This window comes from Candidatus Hydrogenedentota bacterium (assembly GCA_016791475.1).
Lineage (GTDB): Bacteria > Hydrogenedentota > Hydrogenedentia > Hydrogenedentales > JAEUWI01 > JAEUWI01.
This window is the reverse complement of sequence record JAEUWI010000036.1, coordinates 16,875-43,047: the sequence shown is the minus strand read 5'-3', so window position 1 is coordinate 43,047 and position 26,173 is coordinate 16,875. Positions and strand designations below refer to the sequence as shown.

Below are 26,173 nucleotides of genomic sequence, written 5' to 3'. Positions count from 1 at the left end.
AAATAGAAAGGCCCACCGAAAAATCGACAGGCCTTGCCGTGCAACTGCGTTGCACATCTCGGGGGTTGAAAAGCCCCCGTTCCATAGGTACCGACGTCTTCAGGACTGAACAAACAACGATGTGTGTCAGCGCGTCCTAACAACGCGCGGCAGCCTCGCGCGCTTCGAGGAACTCCGCACCGCGCGCCTGGAGGCCCTGGACGAGTAGGTTCAACTGTTCCACGGCGTAGTCGCCGCAGTTCAGGGTGATGAAGGGGTCGGGGCGCACGCTGCCTTCGCTGGAGCGAATTTCGCCCTGGGGCATGGGGTGGAACTCCCACGGGTGAAAATAGAAGCAGAGGAAGGGTTCGATGTTTTTCGATTCCGCATAGGCGATGAAGCGGTCGAGGTGCTCCAGCATGGCCGCCGCGCTCTGGGTTCTGAAAAGGGGCCACTGGTCCATGTCGCGGCCATAGGGGTCCGTCGAGGTCATGGAAAGATCGGCGAAATTGGGCAGCTCCACGATGCGCAGGTCGCCGGGCTTGGTCCAGTCTTCCCGGCTGGGATGGTAGGGCGCCAACTGTTCCCGGAAGTAGTACATGGGGTAGGTCGCATCGGCCACATAGCCCAGGTCTTCCAGGGCATTTACCACGGCGGTGGAGCCGAAGAGGCGGGGGCAGCGGAACGACACGGGCCGTTCACCCGTGATGGATTCGATGAGCTCGGTGCAAAGGCGAAGGCGATTGGGCACTTCCTCCGGGAGCACGGGCAGCATGCCGGGGATTTCAAAGAGTGAATCGCCGATGGTCTCGTGGAAAAGGGTGTGGGCCGCGATTTCATGGCCGGCGGCCTTCACGCTTTCGGCCACCTCCGGGTGGGCCTTGACGCTGTCGCCCGTGAAAAAGAAGGTGGCTGCGGCGTTGTTGCGCGCAAGAATATCGAGGATGTGTGGCGTGCCGTGCACAAGGCCCTCGTAGCCGGTGGTCCAACTGCCGATATCGGTTTCCATGTCAAAGCCGAGGACAACTTTCAATGCGCTCATGTTCTTGACTCCTGAATGATAGTGCCGGCCGCTAGGATACCTTATTCTTGCAGATTCGGGCCAGCGGGTATTGAATGGAATCCGGCGGGGGTTGTATGGGCAACATCGCAGGGATATCAGGGACGTCGAAAATGGCGGCATCTCTGCTACTATATCGTCCGGAAAGTGACCCCCCATGCCGGCTCGCGCCATGCCCGATATGGACGACTTCGTCCCCCAGTACACCTCCACGCTCGACGCGGTGGGCGTTTCGGCCCATCGTCCTGTTCGGGTGGGCTCGTGGATTGCCGGAGAGGGGCCCTTTCGCAGCCTGCTGCCAAGTCATCCGGACTACCCCGGTGCGCACTATGGGAATCCGGTTTATGTGCCCGAGTTGCAGGATCGCCGGCCCCACACCCATGCCCACTTCGAGATTTCCATCATCCGCGCCGGGCGTGCATTACACCGGACCGTTTTCGGAACGGAAGAATTGCTTCCCGGCACCGTGATCGTGCTGGCGCCGGGGATGACCCACGCCATCTACGGGCTGGAGGGGCTGCACCAGACCAATTTGTATTACCTGACGGAGTGGCTGGCCGACGATCTGATGGCCCACTGGCGCGAGGCGGGGCTGGTGCCTTTGTTCCTCGCGGCGGCCCTGTTTCGCCGTCCGAAAGATGGCCCCGTGGTGCAGTTCAAACTCAGCGATAGCGAGATGGCCGCGCTGGACCGGGAACTGGCGGATATCGGCCGGGAGACGATGCTCCCACAGCCCTCGCTCACCTTTCTGCGGTCAAGCCTGCTGAAAGCGTTGATATTGCTCAGCCGGTCCTACACGCGCCAGAGCCCGGTCGAAGTGGGGCTCGGATTTCGCGAAGAAATCGTGGATGCACTGGAGCACATCGAAGAGGCCATCCTGCGAAGTGATTCCTTCAATGTGAGTCAGCTCGCGGAAGATCTAGGCTATTGTTCCGATCACCTCAGCACCATTTTCCGCGAGGCGACCGGGTTCAGCCCGAGCACCTACTATCAAAGGCGTCGGATCCAGCATGCCTGCAATCACCTGCTGGATTTGAGTCGGTCCCTCACGGAGATCGCCCACGATTTGGGCTTTTGCGATTCGGCCCACTTCACCAACATGTTCAAGAAGCACCAGGGCATCACGCCAATTGCCTACCGACACCGGTATACGGGCACGGGAGACGGACCGCGCCGGGGGAAGCCGTAGCTTTTCGCCGCGCCACAGGGACAGCGTCGCCCCACGTCTACAAATCGCGAGAGAAACCCCGGATCAAGTACTCCGATCTGACTGAGCGAAGGCGATCTCAACCGGCGGGGCTGTCCTGTGGTCAGGGAAGGAAACGCGAACGCTCAATTACAGCCAGTCGTGCGTACGCGACCAGGATCTCATCCCTGCCGTGCGACTACCAGTGATGTGCCCAGCCACGACGTCAGACGACAGGACAGCCCCGCCCTTTTGCGGCGGTCTAGACTCTGTTTGGGAAAAATAAATTACCCGTGGTGTCACTCATCTGTCAGCGTCACCGGGCGACGCTGTCCCTACGGCTCGCCGAATTTCTTAGAAAATAGCTCAGCTCGCGGAGTCCGCGGCCTTCTCCAAGTGTACGCCCAGCACCTCCGCGCTGTAGCGCAGCAGCTCGTCCTTACTTCCCTTCAAAATAAGCGTTTCGGAGTGGAGGCTGCTCTTGCCCAGACGTCCGTCTTGCACGTTCATCGCGCCGATGGTTTCCAGCTCGAAGAAGCCGAGTTCGCCGCCGTTGAAGATGCTGAAGAGATCGGCGGCGGACCAGGGGCCCGCAGCCTGATCGTTGTCGGCGATGTTGAAGTAGCGGCCGGGCTGGGGCGCGGTCCTGCGGACAAAGAGGAGGGAGCGATTCAAATCGAGGGCGCCGATGAGCGTCGGTTGGCTGGCTACGGGAATGCCGATCTGGTGCCGGTCCACGCCGCCGAGGTGGAAAGTGAACTGGCCTGCCGCGTGGACGATGCGATGGCCTGGGTCGCCGTAGAAATCGAGGTTCAACGGCTGGGAGGGGTCCCCAAGCGTGCCAAAGGCCACGATGCCCTCGGCGCCGGGGAACTGCTCGAGAGACCATGGCGCCAGAAGAACGTCGGTCGCGTCCTGATCCGCCTCAGGATCGAAGCGGTCTTCCGTGAAATAGCGCAGGCCTTCCAGCTCGTAACCGGCGGTCAGGGCGGTTTCGACGGAGACGGCGCGGCAGTAGGTCAGGTTGAGCGATTTGCCCTTGCGGTTATTCAGCGTGATTTGTTTGTTCACGACGGCGCTGTCCCCGCTGAGAGAGACGGCGACGGGTGTCGTGGCGATGCCCTCCTGCACCAGCCATGCATCGCTGTTCTCGCCATAGTTAAAGGCGTACTCGCCACCCTCCGGCGCGGGCCAGAGGGAGTTGCCGCCGAGATTGATATAGTCGCCCCCCGCGGGCGCGCCCAGAGAGTCCGCGTCCAGGCGATGGATCAGTTCCCCGTCCCACTGGCAGAAAATACGACCGGCCAGTGAGGGCGGCAGGAGAACGCTCCCCTTTCCGCACGGCAGCTCAACGGTATTGGGGTCGTGGGCGCGCAAGGCTTCCAGCATGGTAGGTTCTCCCGGGGGTTGTGGTCTGGACTTTGGTAAGGGGCACCGTGGGTCGATTGGGAATTATGTCATATTCCACGTAAAACGTATTGTCTTGGTTTCGGAACTACTTGTACGAATCCGCGTTATATCAGATACCAATCAATTGGAACAGGGCCAACCCCGGGTGCCACCACAATCGAGCAACGCTCGTTTGGGTGGGTTGAGCGACGACACCTCAGGCTCGTTTATGCGACCCAGATTGAGCTCTTTGGGCGTCTGGCGGTGTTTAGCTGGACTGGCTCAGGTGTAGCAAGCCGGATCTAAAATTGTCGTGACTGTACCTGGCAAGTCTCCCTCTGGGCACCCAAACCCGCTTAGGCGGGATTGAGGTGGCACCCCAGGTTGGCGGCGCAAGTTTTGGGTTGTATGTGCATCTTTTTCGGGGAATGGGAGGCATTCCACCTTGTTGGAATTGACTTGCATAATTGTACTAATATAGTTTTTTTGAATAAGAATCACTGATAGACGAAGCAATACGAAGTCTCCCTTCCCGCATGGAGGTTGTCCAATGGTCGTCCGCAAGGTAATCCGCAAGACCCGAAAAGCATTTAACACCGAGGGAGAGGCCCATGGCGTGACCTTCAGTTGTTTCAAGCGACGGCAGTTTCTGAGCCGGGATCGCACCCGTGAGTATTTTGTTGAGGCTCTTGAGCTGATGCGAAAGCAGCACAATGTCCACATTTGGGCTTTCGTGATCATGCCGGAGCATGTGCATCTTGTGCTTTGGCCAGTATATGCGGAGTATCAAATGGAATCTATCTTGTCGACGATCAAGCTCTCGGTGTCACGCAAGGCTATGGCCTGGCTCCGGAGTAACAATCCAGAGGGGCTCAAGCATTTGAGCACAGGCCAAAAGCATGCCCCGTACCGGTTCTGGTTGGCGGGCGGTGGTTATGATAGGAATGTGATTCAGTTCAAAACGCTTCGATATATGGTGGACTACACCCATAACAATCCCGTTCGCCGAGGACTGGCCGTCGAGCCCGCGGACTGGAAGTGGTCCAGTGCCCGGGAATGGGAACGGGAGGGGACTGGGCTGATTCGATTGAACCTAGAATCATACCCTGATCTATAAGGATGACCGTTCGACTCGAAAGACCGGCCTCGGGTGCCACCTCAATCGAGCAACGCTCGTTTGGGTGCCTTGAGCAAAGAGTATTGGCACTCGGAGATCGTAACCTGGGTGGACCTGTTGAGCCTCTGGAAGGAAACTCGGACTCTATCGTTCGGAGTTCACAAGCCGGACCTTGGGTGTTGTTGTAGCTCGTGGCCTGTTTCCCTCGGAGGCACCCAAACCGGCTGAGGCCGGATTGAGGTGGCACCCGGGGCTCCCTCCAAGTTTTTGAGAGAACCTTCTACTTCCTTGCGTCCAGCCCTTGAGCAATCGCCAGCAGGAAGTCCCGGTTGTCCGCCGTGAGGTAGCGCATGGAGCCGCCCATACGATTAAAACTCTTGTTGTAGCGGAGGTAGTAGTCGGGGTTGTCCGCCGGGGGCTCGCCCTGGGTCCAGTCCCAGTGGGACTCCTGCAGGTCGACAATAATCATGTAGTGATTGTCGATATGCTGGCCTTTTTGGATGGCCAGGTTCTGCGACATGGAAAGGGACTTCTCAAAGACCATGGGGGACATGACGGCGGAGCCAATGCTCATGTAGACGCCGCCGTCGAGGTTGGCGACGCCATGGGCGAAGGTGAGGAAGTCGCGCTCGGCCGTGCGGCCAATGCTCGCGCCTTGGTTCATCGGGTGGACGTAAATGATGTCGTGCCCGATCATGGGGTGGCTGGTGAAGGGCACGCCGAGGCGGTAGGCCGCGCCCTGGATACCATATTGCTTGAAGGGGTGCTTGATCGCCATGAAGCCGGGTTCGAGCTTGAACTTCCTGATCACGTTGATGAGGTCGCACGCGGCCGCGGCGTGTTCGGCGTAGTCCTGGTCGGCGGCCTTCTGAATTTCCTTGGTCAGCGCGTCGAGGGACGGGATTTTCAGGCCCTCGTTCTGCACCATGGCGCCGACGGACTCGCCGTAGCCCAGGCCTTCATAGGCGCCGACCACGATGGCGAGGTTGAGATAAAAGCCGGTTTCCTGCCATGTGCCGAATTCGCCCCGGTCCACGTTGGTGCGCACGTCTTCACTGCTGTGGCCCTGGAAGGCGAATTCCCAGTCGTGGATGATGCCCGCGCCGTTGGTGGCCAGGTGGGTGACCCAGCCCTCTTCGATGAGCTTGATGAAGACGGGCGCCAGGCCGTTCTTGATGGAGTGGGCGCCAAAGGTCAGCATGCGCGACTTGCCCGCTTCGCGCGCGGCCACGATGCGGTCCACGGTCTCCGCGATGAGTTTCTGGCCCTTTTCGTCAAAGGGGCGCGGGGTCGTGTCGGGTGCGACATGATCGCGCTCGATGTAGACCTTGTCTTTGCGCTGGCTCAATGGCTTGATGTGCAGGGCGTGTCGGTTGAACTGGGGGTAGGGCATGGTGTCTTGGCTTTCGTGAAGAAAACGGGAATGGCCGTATGGGTGACTGGGGGCTCGGACTCTACCTGTCGGCCCTTATTTTCTGAATGGTCGCTAGCGCGAGATCGAGCTTGTCGGTCAGAACATAGTCTACACCCGCGCGGTTGAGTTTTTCGATCAAGGCGGCGTCATCGGCGCCGAACCAGTTGACAGTGACGCCATGGTCGTGCAGTTTTTTCACGTCCGCTTCGATATTCTCGTGGCCGTCGCGCTCGTGGAGCTGAATGTACTCGCATTTGTTTGCGATGGTGGCGTCAATGTAGGCGGCGCGGTTACCGGCCTGGCGGCTCATGTTGCAGGTCTTGATCGTGGGAACGACCTCGCGTGCGGCCGCTACGCTTTCAAGTTCGCAGGCGAGGAAGCACTGCTCCAATCGGCCCATTTCCTGTATCAGCAGGGCGGCCTTCCGGGCCAGTTCGGTGTTCCCCTTGAGGTGAACGTTGCATAAGATTTTGGGCGGAATGACCTCCAGCGCATCGCGGAGCGTGGGCACGCGCGTATCCTTGAAGGTCGCTGAAAACTTCGCGCCCGCGTCCAGCGCGCGAATTTCGTCGAAGGTCAACTCGGTAACCTTGCCCTTGCCGTTTGTGGTGCGATCCACCGTGGCGTCGTGCATGATGACCAACTCGCCGTCCTTCGTGAGGTCGACATCAAATTCGATTTGTTGCGCGCCCTTTTCTACGGCGGATCTGAAGGCCGGCAGGGTATTCTCCGGTGCCGCGGAAACATCGCCCCGGTGGGCGCAGATCTGGGCGGGTACCGAAAGAGCGCCGATTGCGAGAACCAGCCCAAGGACAAACGACATAAAAGACGGAAAGGACCTGAAGGACGTTTCGAGCCCACCATTGCTGGCGGACTCGCTTGCCACGCCGGGCCGAGACCCGGCGAGCGCGCTTTGGGAATCGCGGTTCACCCTTTTCGTGGCGAATTCGTTCACGTCCCTTACGTCCTTTCCGTCCCTTAAGTCCTTCATTCTTTAATTCAGCCCAACAGCCCCTTCACGATCTCCGGCGTCTTCGCCAGCGCTTCGGGCAGCTTCTCGGGCATCTTGCCCCCGGCCTGCGCCATGTCGGGCTTGCCGCCGCCGCCGCCGCCCACGATGGGAGCGACCAGCTTCACAATATCGCCCGCCTTGATGCGGCCGGTGAGGTCGTTGGTGACGCAAACGCCGAGGGAAACCTTGTCGTCGGCCACACTGCCGAGGACGATCACGCCGGAGGCGACTTTGTCGCGCAGCTTCTCCAGGAGGGTCTTCAAGCCCTTGCCGTCCTGACCATCCACGCTGCCGGTGATGAGCTTTACCCCGGCCACGTCCTGAGCGCCATCGAGCAGCTCGGCGATGTTCCCCGCCGCCGCCGCCGCCTTCCACTTTTCGACTTCCTTATTCAGCTTGCGGTTTTCTTCCAGCAGGATGCGCACGCGATCTTCCACGCTGTCCAGGCTCGTGTGGAGCAACTGGGCCGTGTGGTTGAGCTGGCGTTCGCGGGCCTGGAGCGTGGTCACGCAGGGCTCGCCGCACACCGCTTCAATGCGCCGCACGCCGGAAGCGATGGAGGCCTCGGATAGAATCTTGCAATAGCCGATGGCGCCCGTGCGGGGCACGTGGGTGCCGCCACAGAGTTCCATGGAGAAATCGCCCATGCTCACCACGCGGACCACATCTTCATATTTTTCGCCGAAGAGGGCCATGGCACCGGCCGCGCGGGCTTCTTCCAGGGATTTGCTTTCGATGGACACGGGCTCGTCGCGGCGAATGTAGTCGTTCACCAGTCGTTCAATGTCATCCAAGCGCTCGGGCTCGATGCCTTCGAAGTGCGTAAAGTCGAAGCGCAGGCGCTCGGGGGTAACCAGCGAACCGGCCTGATGCACATGGTCGCCGATGACGTTCTGCAGGGCGGCCTGGAGCAGGTGGGTCGCGCTGTGGTGGCTCTCGGTCTGCTTGCGCGCCGAGGCGTCCACGATGGCTTCGACCTTGTCGCCCACTTTCAACACACCGCTGTTGACCGTGGCCTTGTGGCAATACATCTTGCCCGCGATCTTCTTCACGTCCGTCACGGCGGCATTGCCGTTCACGCTGTCGAGCACGCCGGTGTCGCCCACCTGGCCGCCGGACTCCGCGTAGAAGGGGGTCTGGCTCAGTACGATATCGCCGCTCTGGCCCGTGGCCAGTTCGTTGACCGACTGCTTGTCCACGATGATCGCGGTGACCACCGCGTCGCAGGTGGTGGTTTCATAGCCCTTGAACTCGGTGTCGCCGAGCTGTTCGCGAAGCTGATTGTAGACCGGCGCGATGGCGTCCTGGCCACTGCCGGCCCAGGCGCTGCGGGCCATTTCCTTCTGGCGCGCCATGGCGGTCTTGAAGCCCTCGCGATCGACCGTGTAGCCCCGGTCCTCCGCGATGTCCGTGGCCAGGTCCAGCGGGAAGCCGTAGGTGTCGTGGAGCTTGAAAAGCTCTTCGCCCGGCGTTTCCTTCAGGCCGCTCTTCTCCATGTCCGCGAAGATCTCGTCGAGCAGAGCCATGCCCCGCGCGAGGGTGCTGCCGAAGCGCTCTTCCTCGGTCTGAATGATCTTCTCGATCTGTACGCGCTTCTCCGCCAGCTCGGGGTAGTGGTGGCTCATGAGATCCACCAGGGTCGGCGCGACCTTATAGAGGAAAGGCTGCTCCAGGCCCAGTTCCCGGCCAAAGCGGGCGGCCCGGCGGAGCAGACGGCGCTCCACATAGCCCCGGCCTTCGTTGCTCGGCAGGATACCGTCGGCAATCATGAAGGACAGCGCCCGGATATGGTCCGCGATCACGCGGTAGGGCACGGGATTGTCTTTATAGGCCACACTGGTGATGGCCTCCGTCGCCTGGATGATCGGGAAGATGCCATCCGTGTCGAAGACGGTTTCCTTGCCCTGGAGGAGCGCCGCGAGGCGCTCCAGGCCCATGCCGGTGTCGATGCCGCGATTTTTCAGCGGCGGACGGCTGCCGTCGAGCTGGTGGTCAAACTGGGGAAACACGAGGTTCCAGAACTCGAGAAAGCGCTCTTTCGGGTCGTTTTCCGGGTCCGCGGTCGGGTCGATATGAGCGCCCTTATCGAAAAGGAGTTCGGAGCAGGGGCCACACGCGCCGGAATCGCCCGCCGGGCCCCAGAAATTGTCCTTCTCGCCCAGGCGGAACAAGCGGCTCTCGGGAATGCCGATTTCTTTATTCCAGATGGTGTAGGCTTCGTCGTCGTCCCGGTAGACCGTGGCGATGATGGAGTCGGGCTTGAACTTGAGCACTTCCGTGGAGAATTCCCAAGCCCACTGGATGGCTTCGCGCTTGAAATAGTCGCCAAAGGAGAAATTTCCCAGCATTTCGAAGAAGGTGAGGTGGCGCGAGGTCTTGCCGACCTCGTCCAGGTCGTTGGCCTTGCCGCCCGCGCGCAGGCACTTCTGGGAGGTGGCGGCGCGGCGATAGGGCACGGGGACTTCACCGGTATAATAGGGCTTGAACTGGACCATGCCCGCGCTCGTGAAGAGGAGGGTGGGGTCGTTGCTGGGGACGATGGTGTCGCTGCGCTCAATAACGTGGCCGCGCTCCTTGAAGAACTCGAGGTATTTTGCGCGGATTTCATCGCTTTTCACGGTATTTCTCCATTCAATGTGCGGGCAAGGGAAGTCCCTAGTTTAGCAAACAGGCGGTTGGATGCGCACCTTTTGCCCGAATGGCCGGGGTGTGGGAGGGGGGAGCGGGATGAGAGAAACGTTTTACTGGACTCCGTTATCGTGGTAAATTGTGTACAACATAGTTCGGGAGCGCTTCTGTAACGTGGCGTGGCGTCCCGTGTTATTCTCATTACGCGAGGAATATTTGCCGCGGCGGTTCCAACCGCCCGCGCGTCATGCCCTACCCCGGGCTTGCGGGGAAGTGGGCCGCAGGGCCTGTTGTCACTGTGAAGGAACGGTTATGCTGGGATTTTTTTCGTTCGCCGGTCGGGTTGCGCGCCGGGGCCTTGGTTTCTCATCCGTCGAGCGGACCGGGGTGCTGGGTGTTGCCCTGGCGCTGGTCGTTGTCGGCATGACCGGAGCGGCCCAGGCCGCGTCCACCAAAGGCACGTCGGGTCTGGCCGCGCTGGCCGTGGGGCTTCTGGACAATTTCGACACGGTGGACACCGATAATGATCAGCGCCTGAGTCTGGAAGAGATCCAGGCTGCGGATGCGACCGTTACCGAACAGCAGTTCGATATTCTCGACGGTGACAGCGACGGCGAGGTGTCCGAGGCCGATCTGGAGGCGCTGGTTCCCGCTGGCGAAGGCGAGGGTGAAGGCGAGGGCGAGGGTGAAGGCGAAGGAGAAGGTGAAGGCGAGGGTGAAGGTGAAGAGGGCGATCCAACCACACCGGTGATCATCGAAGGGCCCCTCGCCGAGGGTTTGACCCCCACATCGGCACTGATATCCTGGAAGACGGCCCTGAACGCCACGGGCACCGTGAGCTATGGTGTTGCCGAAGATGCATTGGACGAGACGGAGGCGACCGAAGGGGCGGATGGCGTCCAGCAGATTTCGCTGAGCGATCTTGAGCCTGGGACAGAGTACTTCGTACAGGTGGAGACGGCGGTGCCCAGCAGCACGTTGAAAAGCGAGAGCCGCGTCTTCAGCTTTGTCACGCCCGTGACCGCCGACACGGTTGCCCCGGTATTCATCAACGCGCCCGCAGTGGACGGCCTGAACGATACCTCGCTGCTGGTGAGCTGGGTCACGGACGAAGCGGCGGCGGGCGAGATCGTCGTGAGTGATGATCTGGGCGTGGCGCAGGTGGTGGAGGATATTCCGGCCCAGGTCCACACCGTCGTAATTGAAGATTTGGACCCATCCACGGCCTATACCCTTCTCGTGAACGCCACCGACACATCCGGTAACCGGAGTTCGGCCACGCTCGAAGCGACGACGCTCGCGGAAGAAGACACGACCGACCCGGTCATCGTGGACGGGCTCATCGTGGAGCACGTCACGGACACCACGATCCATGTTCGCTGGCGCACGAGTAAGCCTGCAACCACGGCCATGAAATTCGGCGAGACCCAGGCCTTTGAGTTTCATCATACCCTTCCGGGGCTTCGCCTGGAGCATCATCTGGTCCTTGCCGGCCTCGAATCGGGCACGGTACACGGCATGCAGATCGATTCCCGTGACTGGATCGGCAATGGTCCGGACGACACGGAGACCTTCCTGCTGACACCGCTGGAAGAGCCTGTTATTTCCACACCGAGCTTTTCCACGGCACCCCAGGTGATTGGCCTGGGCGACACGACGGCGACCATCTATTGGGAAACCAACGAGCCGTCCGATTCCTTTGTAACCTTTGGCGTCGGGGCGAGCCGCGCATCACGAGCCGGGTCCGCGGCGCTGGCGGTTCGTCATCAGGTGACCCTGACGGGGCTGCTCCCTGGGACGACCTATGGGTTCACCTGCACCTCGACTGATCTCGATGGGCTCAGCGGTGTGTCGGCGGCCGACGATCAGTTTTTCACCACCGCCGCGACGTCCGACACAACAGCCCCCGTTATCGTCGAAGGACCCTTCGTTGTGGGTGAGACCGACGCGGGCTTTACGGTGATGTGGACGACGGACGAGCCTTCGGACTCGCTGGTCCAATATGGACCCGCAGGCGAGGCGCCGGCGCAGTTCTATCACGACGGCGGGCTGACGACGGAGCATTTGGCCACCATCCGCGGTCTGGAGGCCGAGTCGACGTATGAATTCACGATCAGTTCCACCGATCTTGCGGGCAATAGCACCGGTGACAGCGAGACTCTGGAAGCCACGACGGGCGAAGATCCCGATGAAGACGGCCCCGAGTTTGTCGGTGAGCCGGTGGCCAGCGAGTTTGGCGAGAATACCGTCCTGCTTAGCTGGGAGACGGATGAACTGTCCAGTGGCGATATTGCCGTGGGCTTCGATGCGGGCGACTACGAGTTGATCCAGGCCACGACGGGCCTTGCCACGAGCCATGCGGTGCTCATTACGAACCTGGCGAAGGGTACCAACTACTCCTTTGTCATACGCGCCGTGGACCAGAGCCAGAACACGACCCTGTCGGACGATGATGGCGAGTTCACGACGGACGGTGTAGTGTTTACAGGCGTTCCCCGCCACATATTCCTGCCCGTGGGTCAGAACCGGGCCATCCAGGTGCGTTCGGTCCATCCGGGAGACACCTCCTTTACCTTCACTTCGGATGACACGTCCGTCGTGACGGTGACAAGCCGTGGCGTGATGACGGGCGTGGCCGAGGGTCAGGCACGTATCTCAGTGACCGGTATTGCCAGCCAGAGCACGTCGGTGATTCTGGTGGATGTGTATACGCTCCAGGATCCGAATGTCGATGATCTGTCCGGCTTCTATGCCCTGCTGAGCATCTTTCTGCTTCAGGACGGTGAGAGCGGCATCGGCGGCCCCTGCTTCATTGCCACAGCCGCGTCGGGCACGCCCCTTTCGGGCGCCGTGGCGCTGCTCCGGGATTTCCGCGATGAGTGGCTGCTGACCAGCAGCGCCGGTACCGCGCTGGTGGATGCCTACTATCGCGTGAGCCCGCCCGTGGCGGATGCCGTGGCGGACAGCCCCGTGCTGGCTTTGGCGGTGCGCGTTGCGCTGCTGCCGGCGCTGGCGCTGGTGGCGCTGTGGATGAAGAGTCCGCTGCTGGTCGGGCTGTTGGTCGGGGTTGCGGTCTGGCGCGTATTGCGCCGTGGGCGTGGCCCACGGATCGCCGCGCATTGACCTTGAGATCCCGGCCCCCGTGTCCCGGTTGACGAATTCGGAGTGAGAGAGACGATGGAATTGCCGGGCCGGATCATGGCGCTGGATGTGGGCGATGCCCGCACGGGCGTGGCCATTACCGATCCGAGCCAGACGATCGTATCGCCCCATGCGGTGGTTGCGCAGCCCTCGCGCGACAAGGCCATCGCGGAGATTCTGGAGATGGTCGCCGCGCTGGAGCCGATTCTGATCGTCTCCGGGCTGCCCTTGCTGGAAAATGGTGATGAGGGACCGCAGGCGCGCCGGGTCCGCAATTTCATGGCCCTGCTGGCCGCGCGGACCGAGGTTCCCGTGGTGTTTGAAGACGAGCGCTATTCCACGCTGGCGGCCGACGATGTGTTTCACGCGCGTGGCGGCAAGGGGCGAAAGCGCAAGGATGTGATCGATAAGATCGCGGCGGCGCAGATATTGAGCAGCTACCTGGAGCGCCGGGAGGTCGGCGCGCGGCCGTGAAGTGAGCGATGTCGAGTGAAGAACTGATAGAGTCCGCGCGCAGAAGCGAGCGGAAGAGATTCCGCTTCTGGCGCTGGATGCTTTCCCTTGCGATGTATGGCATGGCCGGCGCGGTGTTGATTGTGGCTTCGGCGGCGGGGGTGGGCTATATGCTGTACGACCATGTGACCTCACCGGGGGTCAAGGGGCCGGCCGTGGAGCTGGCCGTGCCCAAGGGCTCCACGGGGCGCGACGTGGGCAAGTTGCTGGCCGATGCGGGGCTGGTGGAGTACGAGGGCTTTTTTCGGCTTGCACTCCAACTGGACAAGTCCGGGAAGCACATTCAGCACGGCAACTACACGTTGAATCAGGGATTGTCGGCCTCGGAACTGCTCCGGCAGCTTCAGGAGGGGCCGTCGAAGCCCCTGGATGCGGATCGGGTGAAGATCACGATACCGGAGGGGCTGGCGATCGCCCAGATAGCCGAATTGCGGCCCGACGGCGAGGCGTATGTCCGGGCGGCATCCGACCCCGCCCTGATCAGTCGGCTGGGCATTGAAGGGGAGTCGCTGGAAGGATTCCTGATGCCGGACACGTATTTTTTCGATCGGGAGCCGGATGCGGCGGCGCTGATCGAGCGCCAGGTCGAGCATTTTGAATCGGTCTATGCGGCGTTGACAAAGGGGCTGCCCGGAAGTGAGGCCCTCGATCGTACGGCGGTGATGACGATTGCCTCGCTCGTGGAGGAAGAGGCGCGGGTGGAGGAGGAGCGGGCGCTGATCGCGGCCGTGCTGTACAATCGGCTGAAATTGGGCATGCCGCTTCAGATGGATTCGACGTTGCAGTATGCGCTGGGGAAGTATGGCCAGCGGATGCTGAACGAGGATAAGGAAGTGGATTCGCCCTACAACACCTATCAGAACACCGGGCTTCCTCCCGGGCCGATTTCGAGTCCCGGCGCCGCGAGCATCCGGGCGGCGCTTGCGCCCGCGCAGGTGGACTACCTTTATTTCGTCTCCAATGCCGACGGCAAGACCCACACGTTCAGCGCAACGCTGAAGGATCACGAAGCGGCGGTGGCCCGTTACAGGCGGGAAATCGCGGTACAGCGGCGAGCGCTCAGCCAGTAGTCCGCGCGCTTCAGGCGGGGATAGAAATGGGACTGGTCAATCCGACCCCGCATGACTATAATGATACCGATGCCGGACGCTCTCCGCACTCCGGCATCTGCGCGGTTCGGTGGCCGGAAGGGTTTCGAGCAGGCAACCTGGCAATGGCGGGGGAGCGCGGTACGTGTTCAGAGTTGGCGTGATCAGACGGGCGGCGTGCCGGGTGGCACTCCGCTACGCATTTTTTTCCAGCGTATATATCCTGTTCTCCGATCAGGCGGTCTATCTGGCCTTCGACGACCCCGGCCTCATCACGTCCGTCCAGAGCATCAAGGGTTGGGCGTTTGTGACCTTGAGCTCGGTGGTCATCTATATTCTCATGGTGCGGGAGCTGGTGAAGATCGAGCAGGCGGAAAAGGCGCTGCGGGAACAGCGCTCCTTCCTCAATGCCGTCCTGGAGAACTCGCCCGCCGTCATGTATCTCAAGGATCCGGCGGGGCGCATCATCTCGGCGAATCCCCGTTTCTGCAGCCTTTTCCAACACACGCCGGAGGAGCTCACGGGCAAGTCGGACTATGATATTTTTTCCCGGGAGACGGCCGACCTGCTTCGGAAGAACGACCTTGACGTGCTGGAATCACGCGCGACGATGAATTTCCAGGAAGAAGTCCCCCACCCCGACGGCACTGTGCACACGTACCTTTCGGTGAAGTTTCCGGTGGATGACGCGCAGGGCGGGGTGTCGGCGATCTGCGGGATATCCACGGACATTACGGAGTTCGTCTCGCTGGAGGAGAAGCTCCAGCGCACGGAGCGGCTCAATGCCCTCGGGCGTCTCACCGGGGGTATCGCCCACGACTTCAACAACCACCTTACGGTGATCATCGGGTGTCTCCAGTTGCTGCAGGGCGGCGCCGTTTCGGACGAGGAGCGGATCAATCTTGCCCGGGAGGGAAGCCGGGCCTCTTTCCAGGCGGCTAGTCTTATCGATCGGCTTCTCTCCTTTGCGCGCAACCAGATACTACTGGTGCAGGAGGTGGATGTGAACAAGTCCATCCGGGATATGCACACGCTGATCACCCGCAGCCTTGGGGAGACCATAACGGTCAAGTATGCGCTGGATCCCGGGGGCCTCTGCGCCCTGCTCGATCCGGTGCAACTCGAAAGCGCGATTCTCAATCTGGCAATAAACGCCCGGGACGCCATGCCGGAGGGCGGTGTGCTGAGTATCGCCACCGCGCTGGAGGAGGTGGACGAACGGTTTTCCGCGGCCGAAGATATCGCCCAGGGGCTCTATGTCCGCATCGATGTGGCGGACACGGGCAATGGTATGGCGCCCGAAGTGCTGGAGCGGGTGCTCGAACCCTTCTACACCACCAAAGAGCCCGGCAAGGGGACGGGGCTGGGGTTGAGCATGGTGGATGGCTTCGCCCGCCAGTCCAAAGGGTGTATCCGTTTGAACAGCGCGCCCGGGCGCGGCACGACGGTTACGATTCTGGTTCCCGCCGTTCACGTGGTCACCCGCAAGGAAGCGGATGCGGCGGTCCCGGTGGCGCTTGTCCGGCCGGGGCGCGGCGAGGCGATTCTGCTTGTCGAAGATGAGCCCGCCCTGCGTGCGTTTGCGACGCGCGTACTGGAAGCGAACGGGTATCGGGTATATTCGGCGGCCGACGCCACCGAGGCGGTTTCGCTCATGGAGAGCGGCGTGCCGCTCGAACTGCTCTTCAGCGACATCATGTTGCCGGGTGGCGTGCTCGGCCCGGAACTCGCGCAACAGTTTCAAGAGCGATTTCCGGGAAAGGGCGTTCTGTTGACCTCGGGCTATGCCGAACCGGGCGTGTGGAACACGGGGCCGCGCGCCGAAATTCTTAAGAAGCCCTATGGCCGCGAGGCCCTGCTTGCGGCGGTTCGGGGACTGATCCAGCCGAACTGAAGCCCCGGGGCGCTTCGGGGCGATGTTCCGAAAGCAAATCGCGGGAGCGGCCTGGGCCGCCCCCGCGAGGGGATTTACCGAATGGTGCGATGGGTCGGGGCTTACTCTTCCCGGCGCCGGTAGCGCAGGCTCATCGCGACCATGGCCAACAGCGTCAGACCGCCCAGGAAGAGGTCGCTACCGTAGGCCGCGATGGCCTTCTGTGCGTTGGCGGGCTCCGGACATCCTTCGCCCTCGCCCTCGCCTTCGCCCTCGCCGGGCAATATGGAGCGCAGGGCAATGGTGACGGACTTGAGTTCGCCGCCGGCGACATCCACCGCCACGGACTCCTGCCGGAATCCGTCCGCTTTGACCACAATATCGTACGTGCCTTCCGAAATGGCCGGAAATGCGTACACGCCGTCATTGTTGTTTGTAACCGACTTGAAGGAACTGATATTCAGGTCGATCGCGGCGGTGCCGATGCGCTTCTGCTCGGTGTCGTTCCAGACCGTGCAGAAGATGGACGCGGCGAGCACGGCGGAACTCTGGGCCAACACGGGCTCCAGCACCGCCGGCCCTTCCACGCGCTTGCTGAAGTCCGCCGGATCGGTGAAGCCCCAGTAGTTGTCCTGCATCAGGATCGCGTTCTCGCGCTCGTTGATGACGGCAAGACCTTCCACACTGCGGAGGAAATCGTTCCAGCCGGTGTCCGGATTGGTGGAATCGCCGAGGGACTGGGTTTCGCCGCCGGTCTGCTTTCCATCCAGCGCGCGCAGAATGATGGCCGCGCCGGGCTGGGGCGGATCGCCGAAGGTCTCGGGGATATCGGCGAAGGTGCAGCGGCGGATGACGGGAATGGCCCCGCCGATGTCGATGCCCACGCCGAGGCTGGAGAAGTGGCACAAGTCGATGAGCGCGCCGGCCGGGTTGAATCCATCGACCAGCATACCGGTCATGTCCCGCGCCTCGGAGCCGACGAAGGTCACTTCGGTCAGTTCCATGGCCACATCGTTCATATCGAACAGGTAGTCATCACCCTCCGCGGCCATGATCGTCACCCGGCGCAGGGCGGAGCGCTGGGCGCCGGTGACCTGTCCGACGATGATCACCTCGGCGCCGGTTTCGGCCACGACGATGTAGCGCGATTTCAGAGCGACGTCTTCTTCGTAGATACCGTCGCCGACCACAATGCGGGCATCCTGGTAGCTCAGGGGGCGGGGCAGTGAAAGGGCGCGGCCGATGGTCCGCACGGGATTGGCCCGGCTGCCGTCGCCCGTCTCGTCATTGCCGGTCTTCCCGACGAAATAGGTGCGGTCCGGCGAAAATGGATTCGTCGGGTCGCTGTTGGCGAGGAACTCATCCAGGTTGCTCAAGTCATCGCCGTCTTTGTCCTCGTCGCTGTCGAATCGGCGGGGATTCAGCTTGTACTTGAACTCGAAGTTGTCGGCCATGCCGTCACCGTCGGAGTCGATGGTGTCATCACGGGTGCCGATACAGGTTTCAATGCAGGGGGAGAGTCCATCGCCATCGGCGTCGGTCGTGTCGGGCGCACACCCACTTGCGCAATCTTCTCCTTCACCCTCTCCTTCCCCTTCTCCTTCTCCTTCTCCCTCGCCTTCACCTTCACCCTCGCCGCCGGGCGTGTAGGTGATCGCGAACGAAGCGCCTTCCACGTTACCATTGCCCGCGGCGTCCAGCACCGCGTCCGGGTTTACCGTCACGGATATTTCGCCTTCGGCCGTTGGGATCAGGGCGGCTTCAAACTCGAGTCCATCGCCCTCGAAACTCGCCACGGTCGCGTTTGTGAGGATGACCTCATCCGCTTCAAAGCTGCTGATGGGCTCGCTGAACGTCACCGACACGGGGATCGGATTGGCGCTCGTGGGGCTGGCTTCCTTGGAAGTAATCTGGATTGTGGGCGGTGTCCGGTCCATGATATAGGCCCCGGCGCTGTCCAGCCCCGCGCCCAACGGATTGCCCGCGGCGTCGAGGATGGTATCGATATTCTTAAGCCGGAGCCCGATGGCGCCATCGCCCGTGCCCGTTCCGACGGCGATATCCCAGGCGTCACCGCCGCCGCTGACCGTATGACTCAGGAGAAGTCCGCCGATGGGCTTCGGCATTTCATCCTGGGGAATGCCGTCGACGATCACGGTGAAGTTCGCGGTGTCAACGCCCGTTACCGGCTCGTCAAAGTTCAGGGCGAAATGCACCGTGTCCACGTTGGTGGGGGAGCTCCCGGCAATATCGAAGTGGCTGACCGCTGGTGCGGCGGTGTCCACGGTAAGTTCATCCGTTGTGGCGTCGCTGCCCGTGTTGCCGGCACGATCGGTTGCGGTGGCGGAGATGTCATAGATCCCATCGGCAAGATCCGCCTCGGGCGTGACGTTCCAACTCGTACCCTCCGCGGGCACAGTGTAGGACTGCCCGGCTACCTGGACAACCAGCGCGACGGAGGCGTCGGCATCCACGACGGTGCCGGTGATCTGCGGCAGGGGCGTGTTTGTGAGGAGCGAATCGACTGTTACCACCGGAGCCACCGTGTCCACGGTCAGCGCGGCCGGGAATGTCTCCAATGCCGTCATATCGTTTGCATCGGTGGCGGATACGGTCACATCGTAGTCGCCATCGGAGAGGGCATGGGTGATGGCGGCGCTCCACGTGGTGTCCGATACAACGGCGGAGTAGGTGTTGCCATTGACGGTAACATCGACGGTTTCGATCGGGAAATCGCCCGACGCCGTGCCGGTTAGGTTCGGCGTGGGATTGCTGGTCGCGAGCGTGTCCACAGAGATCGAGGGCGCGGTAACCTGCACGAGTACTTCGTCAAAGGTGGCGTCATTGCCCACATTGCCCGCGGCGTCCGTCGCGGCGACGGCGACATCGTAGGTGCCGTCCGACAGGCCATTGACGATGTCCGCGAGCCAGGTGGCGCCGTCCACCGTCGCCGGATAGGTAACGCCGTCAATGGACACCTCCACCGTTGTGGCGGTGAGGTCGAGCACGGTGCCGCTCAGAATCGGCGTGGAGTCGTTCGTGCTCAGCGCGTTCACCGTGACGGTGGGCGCGGTGGTGTCTACGGCGAGTTCGTCGGTCGTGGTATCAAAGCTCTCGTTGCCGGCGGCGTCCGTGGCGCGTGCCGCGACATCATAGATCCCATCCGCCGCCAGGCTGGTCAATTGGGCGACCCACAGGCCGTTATCGACGAATGCGATATAGGTGACGCCGTCTACGGTCACGTCAACCTCCGTTTCACTGAGGTCGCTTACCGTGCCGGTGATCGAGGGGGTGAATTCCGGCGAGACGAGGGAATCCACCGTGACTACCGGAGCGGTTCTATCGACTAAGAGTTCATCGACCGTTCCATCCGTTCCCATATTGCCCGCGGTGTCGGTCGCCTCGGTGACGACATCATAGTAGGTGTCCGGTTCGAGGCCGGCGGAAATGTCGGCGAACCAGTCGCTTCCGGATACGGTGGCCGAATAGAGGACGCCGTTGACGGTTACCTTGAGATGGGCCAGGTTTGGCTCGTCTATCGTGCCCGTCACCGTGGGGGTCACGTTGGAAGTAACCAGGAGGTTCACCGTGACCGTGGGCGCGGCGCCATCGACGAGCAATTCGTCGGTGGTGGCGTCCGTGCCGACGTGCCCGAGGGCGTCCGTCGCGCTGGCCGACACCTCGTAGGCGCCGTCGACCAGAGGCTGGGTGACCTCCGCGGTCCAGACGCCGCCTCCGACCGTCGCATTGATGGTCTCGCCGTTGACCGTGACGGATACCGTGGTGTCGAGCAGGTCGCTCACCGTGCCGGTCAGGGTTGGGTTTGCCGATGCGGTAGTCAGCGCATCGACCGTAACTTCCGGCGCGCCATTGTCCACGGTCAACTCGTTGGTGGTCGTATCGCTCCCGGCATTGCCCACGCTGTCCGTGGCGGTCACGGCGACGTCATAGGCGCCGTCGTCCAGGTTGGGCGCGATGATACCCTGGGCCAGGCTCCAGACACCCGAGCCCTCGTTTGTCGCGGCATAGGTGTTGCCGTTCACCGTAACGGACAGCACCACGCTGTCGGTGCGGGCCGGGCTGCCGTCGTCCACCGTGCCGTACAGCGCGGGATTCCGGTCAATCGTTTCGACGGTTTCTACGGTTACCGTGGGCGGGGTGATATCGATGATGAGGCCGCTGGGGGCGCTGGCCGTACCGACATTGCCGCCCGCGTCGGTGGCCACGGCATCCACCGCGTACTCGCCCTCCGCGACGGCGTTGGGCAGGGTGGCCGTCCAAACGCCGCTATTGACGCTCGCGGTGACCGTTTGGCCGTCCGCGGTGACTTCGACCGTGGTGGACGTGGCGTCCGTCACGGTGCCGGTCAGCTCCGGTGTGAGATCGGCGATGATGGTGTTGTCCACCGTGAGGATCGGATCGGTCAAGTCCACGATCAGGGCGCCACTGACGACGATCTGATTCGTGTTGCCGGCGGGATCGAGGAGGTCCAGGGTGACATCATAGTGCCCCTGATTCAGCGGCGCGATGAGGCCGCCTTGGAGCGTCCAGGTCGATCCGTTGTTGGTGGCGGAAAGGCCGGTGCTGGTATCCACGCTCACGAGAATGGTCGCGTCGGGGTCGTCGATGGTTCCGGTGAGGGCCGGGCTCGGGTCATTGGTAATGAGCGAGTCCGCGGTTCCGGTGGGCAGGAAGGTATCGATGGTCAGTTCGAGACTGCTGCCGTCCGTGCCGTAGTTGACGCCGTCGAAGGCGGTTGCTTCGATTTCGTGGTCGCCGTCGGTGAGCGTGCCCACGCCGCCGTCCGCCACGTCCCAGGTGCCGTCGCCGTTGTTGGTGGCGTTCACGGGGCTGCCGCCGTCCACGGTGACCGAAATCGTTGCGCTGGGCGTGTCGACCGTGCCGCTGAGGGCCGGTGAGCTGTCGTTGGTCAGCAGGAAGTCCACCGCAATCGCCGGGGGTATGGTGTCATAGAGTACAACGCCGTCGGAGAGATTCGGGGCGGAATCCGCGGTACTCGGGTTGGTCGCGGCGTCGGTGACGGCGCCCGCGGGGATCCGGGGCTGGATCGTTCCTTCGCCGGTCACGCTTGAGGCGTCGATGTGATAGGTATTGGTTCCGCCCACCAGGCTGATGTCGAACGTCACGCCGGTGGCGGTGCCGTCATTGACGATGTCGCCGGTCGTCAGGCCCGAGATGGTTTCATCGGGCGACAGGACGAAATGGACGGGCAGGGTGTTGGTGGGGTCGGCCTGTCCTTCCTGGACTTCTAGCTCCAGCGTAGGCGCAATCGGTGGAACGGGGTTGGGGCTGGTTACCACGCTGAATTCCGAGGTGTTTCCATTGGCGTCGGTCCGCGTGGCGGTGATGTTCTTGCCGTCGAAGGGGGCCAGGTTGACGGGGATTACGGTGGGTCCGCCGGCCACGGCGATAATGACTTTCGTGAGAAATTTCATGCCTTCGTCGTCGGAATCGGCGTAGAGATGCACCGATTCACCTACTTGCGCGCCGATAACGGAAACGGAGTAGGGGGCGGTGGCGTTAATCGCGGAGATTCCGGGCGGAGTCATATTACCGTTGATACTGGACAGGCTGAATTTGATGCCGTCGCTGGTATTCGAGTGAATGGAGTTATAGGTGATGGTGGTCTGCTCCACATTCGCCGTGGCTCGGGTCAAGGACACGCCGTTGAGTCCGTTGAAGGCGATAATATTCCCCGCGTTCTGGGCCCCGCCGATCACGTTGCCGGTCGAGCCCAGACCCGATGCGGAAATCTGGATACCTTCGCCGACATTTCCGACATTGGTGGCGCCGTCCGCCGCCGTACCGATGTAGTTGCCTTCGATAGCGTTGTCGCTGCAATCCTGAATGGTGATGCCGTTGGCGTTATTGCCGGAAATTATGTTGCGGGTGGTCTCCGTCGTTCCGCCGATGAGGGTCGCGCTGACCCCGCTTTCCAGCACGATGCCGTGGCTCGCATCCACCGAAATCGCATCGTCGCCTTCCAGGTCGAGGCCGACGATATTGCCCTGAATCTTCGTATTCGTGACGGCCGCGCCGGACAGGTAGATGTTGGATGCGCCGTTGCCTGAGATGAGGTTGCCGCCGGGTCCTTCGAGCACGTCGCCGATGAGGGTACTGTCCAGGTGTCCCGCCGGTCCCGCCGTTCCGAGGACGTAAACGCCGTGGGCGTCATTGCCCATTTCGGTGTGGCCGTCCGCGCTCATTCCGATGGTGTTGTTGAGGATTCGGTTGCCGTTGGCGGTATTGACCGAACCGGAAATCTGTATCGCGATGCCCGCGCCCGTGTTGCCCGAGATGATATTTCGGTCGCTCGCGTTCAGGCCGCCGATGGCGTTGTTGGAGGAATCAACGATGGTAATGCCGTTGCCCGAGTTGCCAAAATCCGTCGTTCCATCGGTGCCGATTTTGCACGCGGTGATCGTGTTGTTGCCGGAGCCGCCTTGATTGTCGATGACGATGCCGGACGCGCCATTGCCGTAGATTATCATCTGCTGGATCGTGTTGCCGGCGCTCTCGATGCGTATGCCGCCCGCGCTGGCGTTGATCAGGGAGAAACCCTTGATCGCGCTCCCGCCCGAGCCGTTCCCCAGGGTGAACACCGCCGTGCCCGAGGCGCCGTCGCAGTCGAGAATAATGTCCTGCTGTTCGCCGTCGATTATCAGTGTTTCCGTGATGGTCGGAACGATGCCGCTGCAGAATACAATCGTGCTGGCAAGCGATGGGTCAAAGCGGATGTTGTCGGCCCCCGGGGTGTTGTTACACGCGGTGACCGCTTCGTGAAGGCTCACTTTGAGGTCCGAACCGGGATTGGTCAGCAGATCGGTGATGGAAGTGGTCACACCGTCCACGGTGCTGTTTGAAGCGGTGACCGTAATTTCCATCGCATGTCCCACCGAGGCGGGGAGCAAACCGGTGACCAGCACCAGGGCGAGGGGAAAGTGCCGGTTCCCAATCAGCCGGCCGACAAAACTCGAGATCTTCAACATTGCTGCTCCTAAACCCAATCACCGTTGCAAAGGTTTTCGAGGGACATGTTCCACGTCGCCGGTCAGTACAGGAGTCGGCCCATCCGTGGGATTCTTACTCTCTCCCGGGGGCAGGCGAATCCCAAGTCGTCGATTCCCGAATCCCTCTTAAGAGGGCACAACCCCGGTTGTGGCTCATCACCCATGGGGGGAGGGAGCCACGTAACCACATTGATAATACCACATAGTTGGAGAAGCACTATAAAATTCCACAGAGCTGACCACAGATAACCCGGCGGGTTTATCGCTTTTATTAGTTTAGTGCTTAGCTCTTCTGTTCGTGTTCTTGAACTGCTTCCCCCCTGTTGCGTATGCTCCCCAAGTTCCCTGCCCAAGAAGGAGTGTTCCATGGCCTGCGAAGCCACCGCCTATGCCCGCGCCGGACTTATAGGTAATCCATCCGACGGCTATTTTGGTAAGACGATCAGTTTTGTCATACGCGATTTTGCGGCGAAGGTCAGTCTGTATGAAAGCCCCGAGTTGGAGATTGTGCCGAGCCTTCAGGACCGATCGAAATACAAGTCCGCCGAGGATCTTTACGACGACGTAAAGAACAACGGGTACTATGGCGGCATCCGGCTTATGAAAGCCACGATCTGCCGTTTCATCGAGTATTGCCGGGAAGAAGGGATCGACATCAGCCACAAGAATTTTTCGATCCGCTATCGTTCCACCATTCCCCGCCGCCTCGGGCTTGCGGGGTCCAGCGCGCTCATTACGGCGACCTTGCGTTGTCTGATGGATTACTACGAGGTCGAAATACCGCGGACGCGCCAGCCGAATCTGATACTGGAAGTGGAGACGGGTAAGCTGGGCATTGCGGCGGGCCTTCAGGATCGGGTCATCCAGGTGTACGAGGGCTGTGTTTTCATGGATTTTGACCGGGAGCACATGGCGGCCCACGGATACGGGCGCTACGAAGAAATTGATCCGGGCCTGTTGCCGAATTTGTTTATCGCCTATCGCCTCGATTTGGGCGAGGGTTCGGAGACTTTCCATAACAATATCAAGGAGCGCTGGCTGTCGGGCGATGCCGAGGTGATCCAGGCGATGAAAGATTTCGCTTCTTATGCGCAGGAGGCGCGGGATCTGATGGTGGCGGGGCGGGGCAGCGAGATCGGCCCGCTGATGGACAAGAACTTTGACCGCCGGTGCAGCCTGTACACCCTGGACCCGCGCAATATCGACATGGTTCAGCGCGCCCGCTCGGTGGGTGCCCACGGAAAGTTTTCCGGTTCCGGCGGCGCGATTGTCGGCACCTACGAGGATCAGGCCATGTATGAGCGCCTGGTGGAAAAAATGCGCGAAGGCAACATTGCCGTATTTCAACCAACCGTGATCGGTTAGAACCCGGCGGCCCCTATGCCGCCTGCAGGTGAAGCACTATCGGAACTTTATTTGTCATAGCCACGCCGATCGGCAATCTTGAGGACCTGTCGTACCGCGCTCACCGCGTACTGGGAGAGGTGGACGCGCTGGCCTGCGAAGACACGCGCATGACCCAGCGTCTGCTGGAGCGCTACGAAATCGAGCGTCCGCGCACGACCTTCAGCTACCACGAGCACAACGAAGAGCAGGCGGGCAGGCGAATCCTGGGGCTGCTTAACGAGGGTCTAAAGGTTGGTCTGTGCAGCGACGGCGGTTGTCCGGGCGTCAGCGATCCGGGGTATCGCATTATCCGCGATTGCCGCGAAGCGGGCCACGAGGTTGAAATCCTTCCGGGGCCGACCGCGGTGACGACGGCGCTGCTGGCATCGGGCCTTTCCACCGCGAGTTTCACGTTCAAGGGATTTCCGCCCCGTAAGAGCGGTGCGCGGCAGCGCTGGATCCAGGAGGACGCCGATCGCCCCCACACGATGGTGATCTACGAATCGCCCTTTCGAATCGGCCAGTTGCTGGCGGATGCCCACGCGGTACTTGGGGAGCGGATGGCGGCGGTGTGCATTGAACTGACGAAGAAATTTGAGCGGGTCGAGCGTGGTTATCTGGGCGAGCTTGCGGCGCAATTTGCGGAAAAAAAGGTAAAAGGTGAGATTTGTGTTGTTATATCCGGCGATAATCCCAAGTTTCTTCGTCCAGAATAAGGGATTTAAGGGGAATCTTGATTAAAAAGGTTGAATTGACCCAAGGTGATGTAGTATTGTGGGTCAGCAATAACGAATAATCCCTTTGCGCATTTCGGGGGGCGTGTCGATAGTTTGGCCTCAACAGGCCGCGTGTTCGCGATTGAGTAGTCCGCGAATGCTACCCCAAGTTAGCCACATAAAGGAGTATTGATATGGCTAAGAAGAACCTGAAGTACAGTATCAATCTTGATAGCCCGATCGCGGTGTACGTGCAGATTGAAAATCTGGTGCGTTTCGCCATTGCCTCGGGCAAGCTGGTTGCCGGTGATACCCTTCCGTCCGTACGCGATATGTCGAGCATGCTGCAGATCAACCCGAACACGGTGACGAAAGCCTACCGCGACCTCGAGCTGATGCAGTTGGTTCACACGCGCCGGGGCGTGGGCGTTACCATTTCCGAGAAGGCCGCCGGGCTTTGCAAGGCGAGTGTTCAGGATATGGTTCGCATGCACCTTCGGGATGCGGTGGCCGAGTGCATCGCCAGCGGGATCTCCGCGACCGACGTGCGTAAGGACGTCAAGGACGCGATCGATTCCGGCGCCCTGCCCTACGACATGGCCGGTGAATGAAGTAGACCCATCGGGTCGGCCCCCGCGGG

Annotated in this window: 15 protein-coding genes; 9 read left to right on the top strand and 6 right to left on the bottom strand. The window is 61.4% G+C overall.

Annotation, left to right across the window (positions count from 1 at the left end; all coding sequences use genetic code 11):
• Window positions 1-136 precede the first annotated feature (136 nt).
• On the bottom strand, window positions 137-1,021 hold the full coding sequence (locus tag JNK74_18315) for a polysaccharide deacetylase family protein (protein ID MBL7648143.1): 885 nt from the start codon (window positions 1,019-1,021) through the stop codon (window positions 137-139).
• A 175-nt stretch (window positions 1,022-1,196) separates the two neighbouring features.
• On the opposite strand from JNK74_18315, the gene JNK74_18310 reads away from it, so the two are divergent.
• Window positions 1,197-2,228, top strand: a complete 1,032-nt coding sequence (locus tag JNK74_18310; protein MBL7648142.1) for a helix-turn-helix transcriptional regulator — start codon at window positions 1,197-1,199, stop codon at window positions 2,226-2,228.
• Window positions 2,229-2,591: 363 nt separating this feature from the next.
• On the opposite strand, the gene JNK74_18305 is transcribed toward JNK74_18310, so the two are convergent.
• On the bottom strand, window positions 2,592-3,614 hold the full coding sequence (locus tag JNK74_18305; GenBank protein ID MBL7648141.1) for a hypothetical protein: 1,023 nt from the start codon (window positions 3,612-3,614) through the stop codon (window positions 2,592-2,594).
• A 550-nt stretch (window positions 3,615-4,164) separates the two neighbouring features.
• Between JNK74_18305 and JNK74_18300 the strand changes: the two genes are divergently transcribed.
• Window positions 4,165-4,731 carry a transposase gene (locus JNK74_18300; protein MBL7648140.1) on the top strand — a complete coding sequence of 189 codons (567 nt, stop codon included), beginning with the start codon at window positions 4,165-4,167 and terminating at the stop codon, window positions 4,729-4,731.
• A 280-nt stretch (window positions 4,732-5,011) separates the two neighbouring features.
• Here JNK74_18300 and JNK74_18295 read toward each other — a convergent pair whose 3' ends face one another.
• The 3 genes from JNK74_18295 to alaS all read right to left on the bottom strand — a co-directional run bounded on the left by JNK74_18295 (window position 5,012) and on the right by alaS (window position 9,775).
• Window positions 5,012-6,124, bottom strand: a complete 1,113-nt coding sequence (locus JNK74_18295) for a hypothetical protein (protein MBL7648139.1) — start codon at window positions 6,122-6,124, stop codon at window positions 5,012-5,014.
• 61 nt (window positions 6,125-6,185) lie between these two features.
• Window positions 6,186-6,968: a glycerophosphodiester phosphodiesterase gene (locus tag JNK74_18290; protein ID MBL7648138.1), complete on the bottom strand. Its 783-nt coding sequence runs from the start codon at window positions 6,966-6,968 to the stop codon at window positions 6,186-6,188.
• 176 nt (window positions 6,969-7,144) lie between these two features.
• Window positions 7,145-9,775, bottom strand: a complete 2,631-nt coding sequence (gene alaS / locus JNK74_18285; protein ID MBL7648137.1) for an alanine--tRNA ligase — start codon at window positions 9,773-9,775, stop codon at window positions 7,145-7,147.
• Window positions 9,776-10,097: 322 nt separating this feature from the next.
• Between alaS and JNK74_18280 the strand changes: the two genes are divergently transcribed.
• The 4 genes from JNK74_18280 to JNK74_18265 all read left to right on the top strand — a co-directional run bounded on the left by JNK74_18280 (window position 10,098) and on the right by JNK74_18265 (window position 16,421).
• A complete protein-coding gene (locus tag JNK74_18280; GenBank protein MBL7648136.1) occupies window positions 10,098-12,908 on the top strand; it encodes an Ig-like domain-containing protein in 2,811 nt (936 codons plus the stop codon).
• Window positions 12,909-12,950: 42 nt separating this feature from the next.
• Window positions 12,951-13,400 (top strand): Holliday junction resolvase RuvX, encoded by a 450-nt coding sequence (gene ruvX / locus JNK74_18275; GenBank protein ID MBL7648135.1) that lies wholly within the window; start codon window positions 12,951-12,953, stop codon window positions 13,398-13,400.
• An 8-nt stretch (window positions 13,401-13,408) separates the two neighbouring features.
• Window positions 13,409-14,509: an endolytic transglycosylase MltG gene (mltG, locus tag JNK74_18270; GenBank protein ID MBL7648134.1), complete on the top strand. Its 1,101-nt coding sequence runs from the start codon at window positions 13,409-13,411 to the stop codon at window positions 14,507-14,509.
• A 163-nt stretch (window positions 14,510-14,672) separates the two neighbouring features.
• Window positions 14,673-16,421 (top strand): PAS domain-containing protein, encoded by a 1,749-nt coding sequence (locus tag JNK74_18265; GenBank protein MBL7648133.1) that lies wholly within the window; start codon window positions 14,673-14,675, stop codon window positions 16,419-16,421.
• Between the two features lie 101 nt (window positions 16,422-16,522).
• Here the strand turns inward: JNK74_18265 and JNK74_18260 are convergent, their stop codons facing one another.
• Window positions 16,523-23,410, bottom strand: coding sequence for a hypothetical protein (locus JNK74_18260; protein ID MBL7648132.1), 6,888 nt, complete (start codon window positions 23,408-23,410; stop codon window positions 16,523-16,525).
• Between the two features lie 387 nt (window positions 23,411-23,797).
• Between JNK74_18260 and JNK74_18255 the strand changes: the two genes are divergently transcribed.
• From JNK74_18255 to JNK74_18245, 3 genes are all read left to right on the top strand, one after another.
• Window positions 23,798-24,796: a GHMP kinase gene (locus tag JNK74_18255; GenBank protein MBL7648131.1), complete on the top strand. Its 999-nt coding sequence runs from the start codon at window positions 23,798-23,800 to the stop codon at window positions 24,794-24,796.
• A gap of 38 nt (window positions 24,797-24,834) precedes the next feature.
• Complete coding sequence (rsmI, locus tag JNK74_18250) at window positions 24,835-25,533, top strand: 16S rRNA (cytidine(1402)-2'-O)-methyltransferase (GenBank protein ID MBL7648130.1); 699 nt, start codon at window positions 24,835-24,837, stop codon at window positions 25,531-25,533.
• A gap of 194 nt (window positions 25,534-25,727) precedes the next feature.
• A complete protein-coding gene (locus tag JNK74_18245) occupies window positions 25,728-26,144 on the top strand; it encodes a GntR family transcriptional regulator (GenBank protein MBL7648129.1) in 417 nt (138 codons plus the stop codon).
• Window positions 26,145-26,173 lie beyond the last annotated feature (29 nt).

What these genes read in the sequence shown, in the direction of transcription:
- JNK74_18310 (MBL7648142.1), top strand. Translation starts at nt 1,197, where the DNA reads ATGCCGGCTCGCGCCATGCCCGATATGGACGACTTCGTCCCCCAGTAC.
- JNK74_18290 (MBL7648138.1), bottom strand. Translation starts at nt 6,968, where the DNA reads ATGTCGTTTGTCCTTGGGCTGGTTCTCGCAATCGGCGCTCTTTCGGTA.
- JNK74_18315 (MBL7648143.1), bottom strand. Translation starts at nt 1,021, where the DNA reads ATGAGCGCATTGAAAGTTGTCCTCGGCTTTGACATGGAAACCGATATC.
- JNK74_18280 (MBL7648136.1), top strand. Translation starts at nt 10,098, where the DNA reads ATGCTGGGATTTTTTTCGTTCGCCGGTCGGGTTGCGCGCCGGGGCCTT.
- mltG (MBL7648134.1), top strand. Translation starts at nt 13,409, where the DNA reads ATGTCGAGTGAAGAACTGATAGAGTCCGCGCGCAGAAGCGAGCGGAAG.
- JNK74_18305 (MBL7648141.1), bottom strand. Translation starts at nt 3,614, where the DNA reads ATGCTGGAAGCCTTGCGCGCCCACGACCCCAATACCGTTGAGCTGCCG.
- JNK74_18245 (MBL7648129.1), top strand. Translation starts at nt 25,728, where the DNA reads ATGGCTAAGAAGAACCTGAAGTACAGTATCAATCTTGATAGCCCGATC.
- JNK74_18255 (MBL7648131.1), top strand. Translation starts at nt 23,798, where the DNA reads ATGGCCTGCGAAGCCACCGCCTATGCCCGCGCCGGACTTATAGGTAAT.
- JNK74_18295 (MBL7648139.1), bottom strand. Translation starts at nt 6,124, where the DNA reads ATGCCCTACCCCCAGTTCAACCGACACGCCCTGCACATCAAGCCATTG.
- JNK74_18260 (MBL7648132.1), bottom strand. Translation starts at nt 23,410, where the DNA reads ATGTTGAAGATCTCGAGTTTTGTCGGCCGGCTGATTGGGAACCGGCAC.
- JNK74_18300 (MBL7648140.1), top strand. Translation starts at nt 4,165, where the DNA reads ATGGTCGTCCGCAAGGTAATCCGCAAGACCCGAAAAGCATTTAACACC.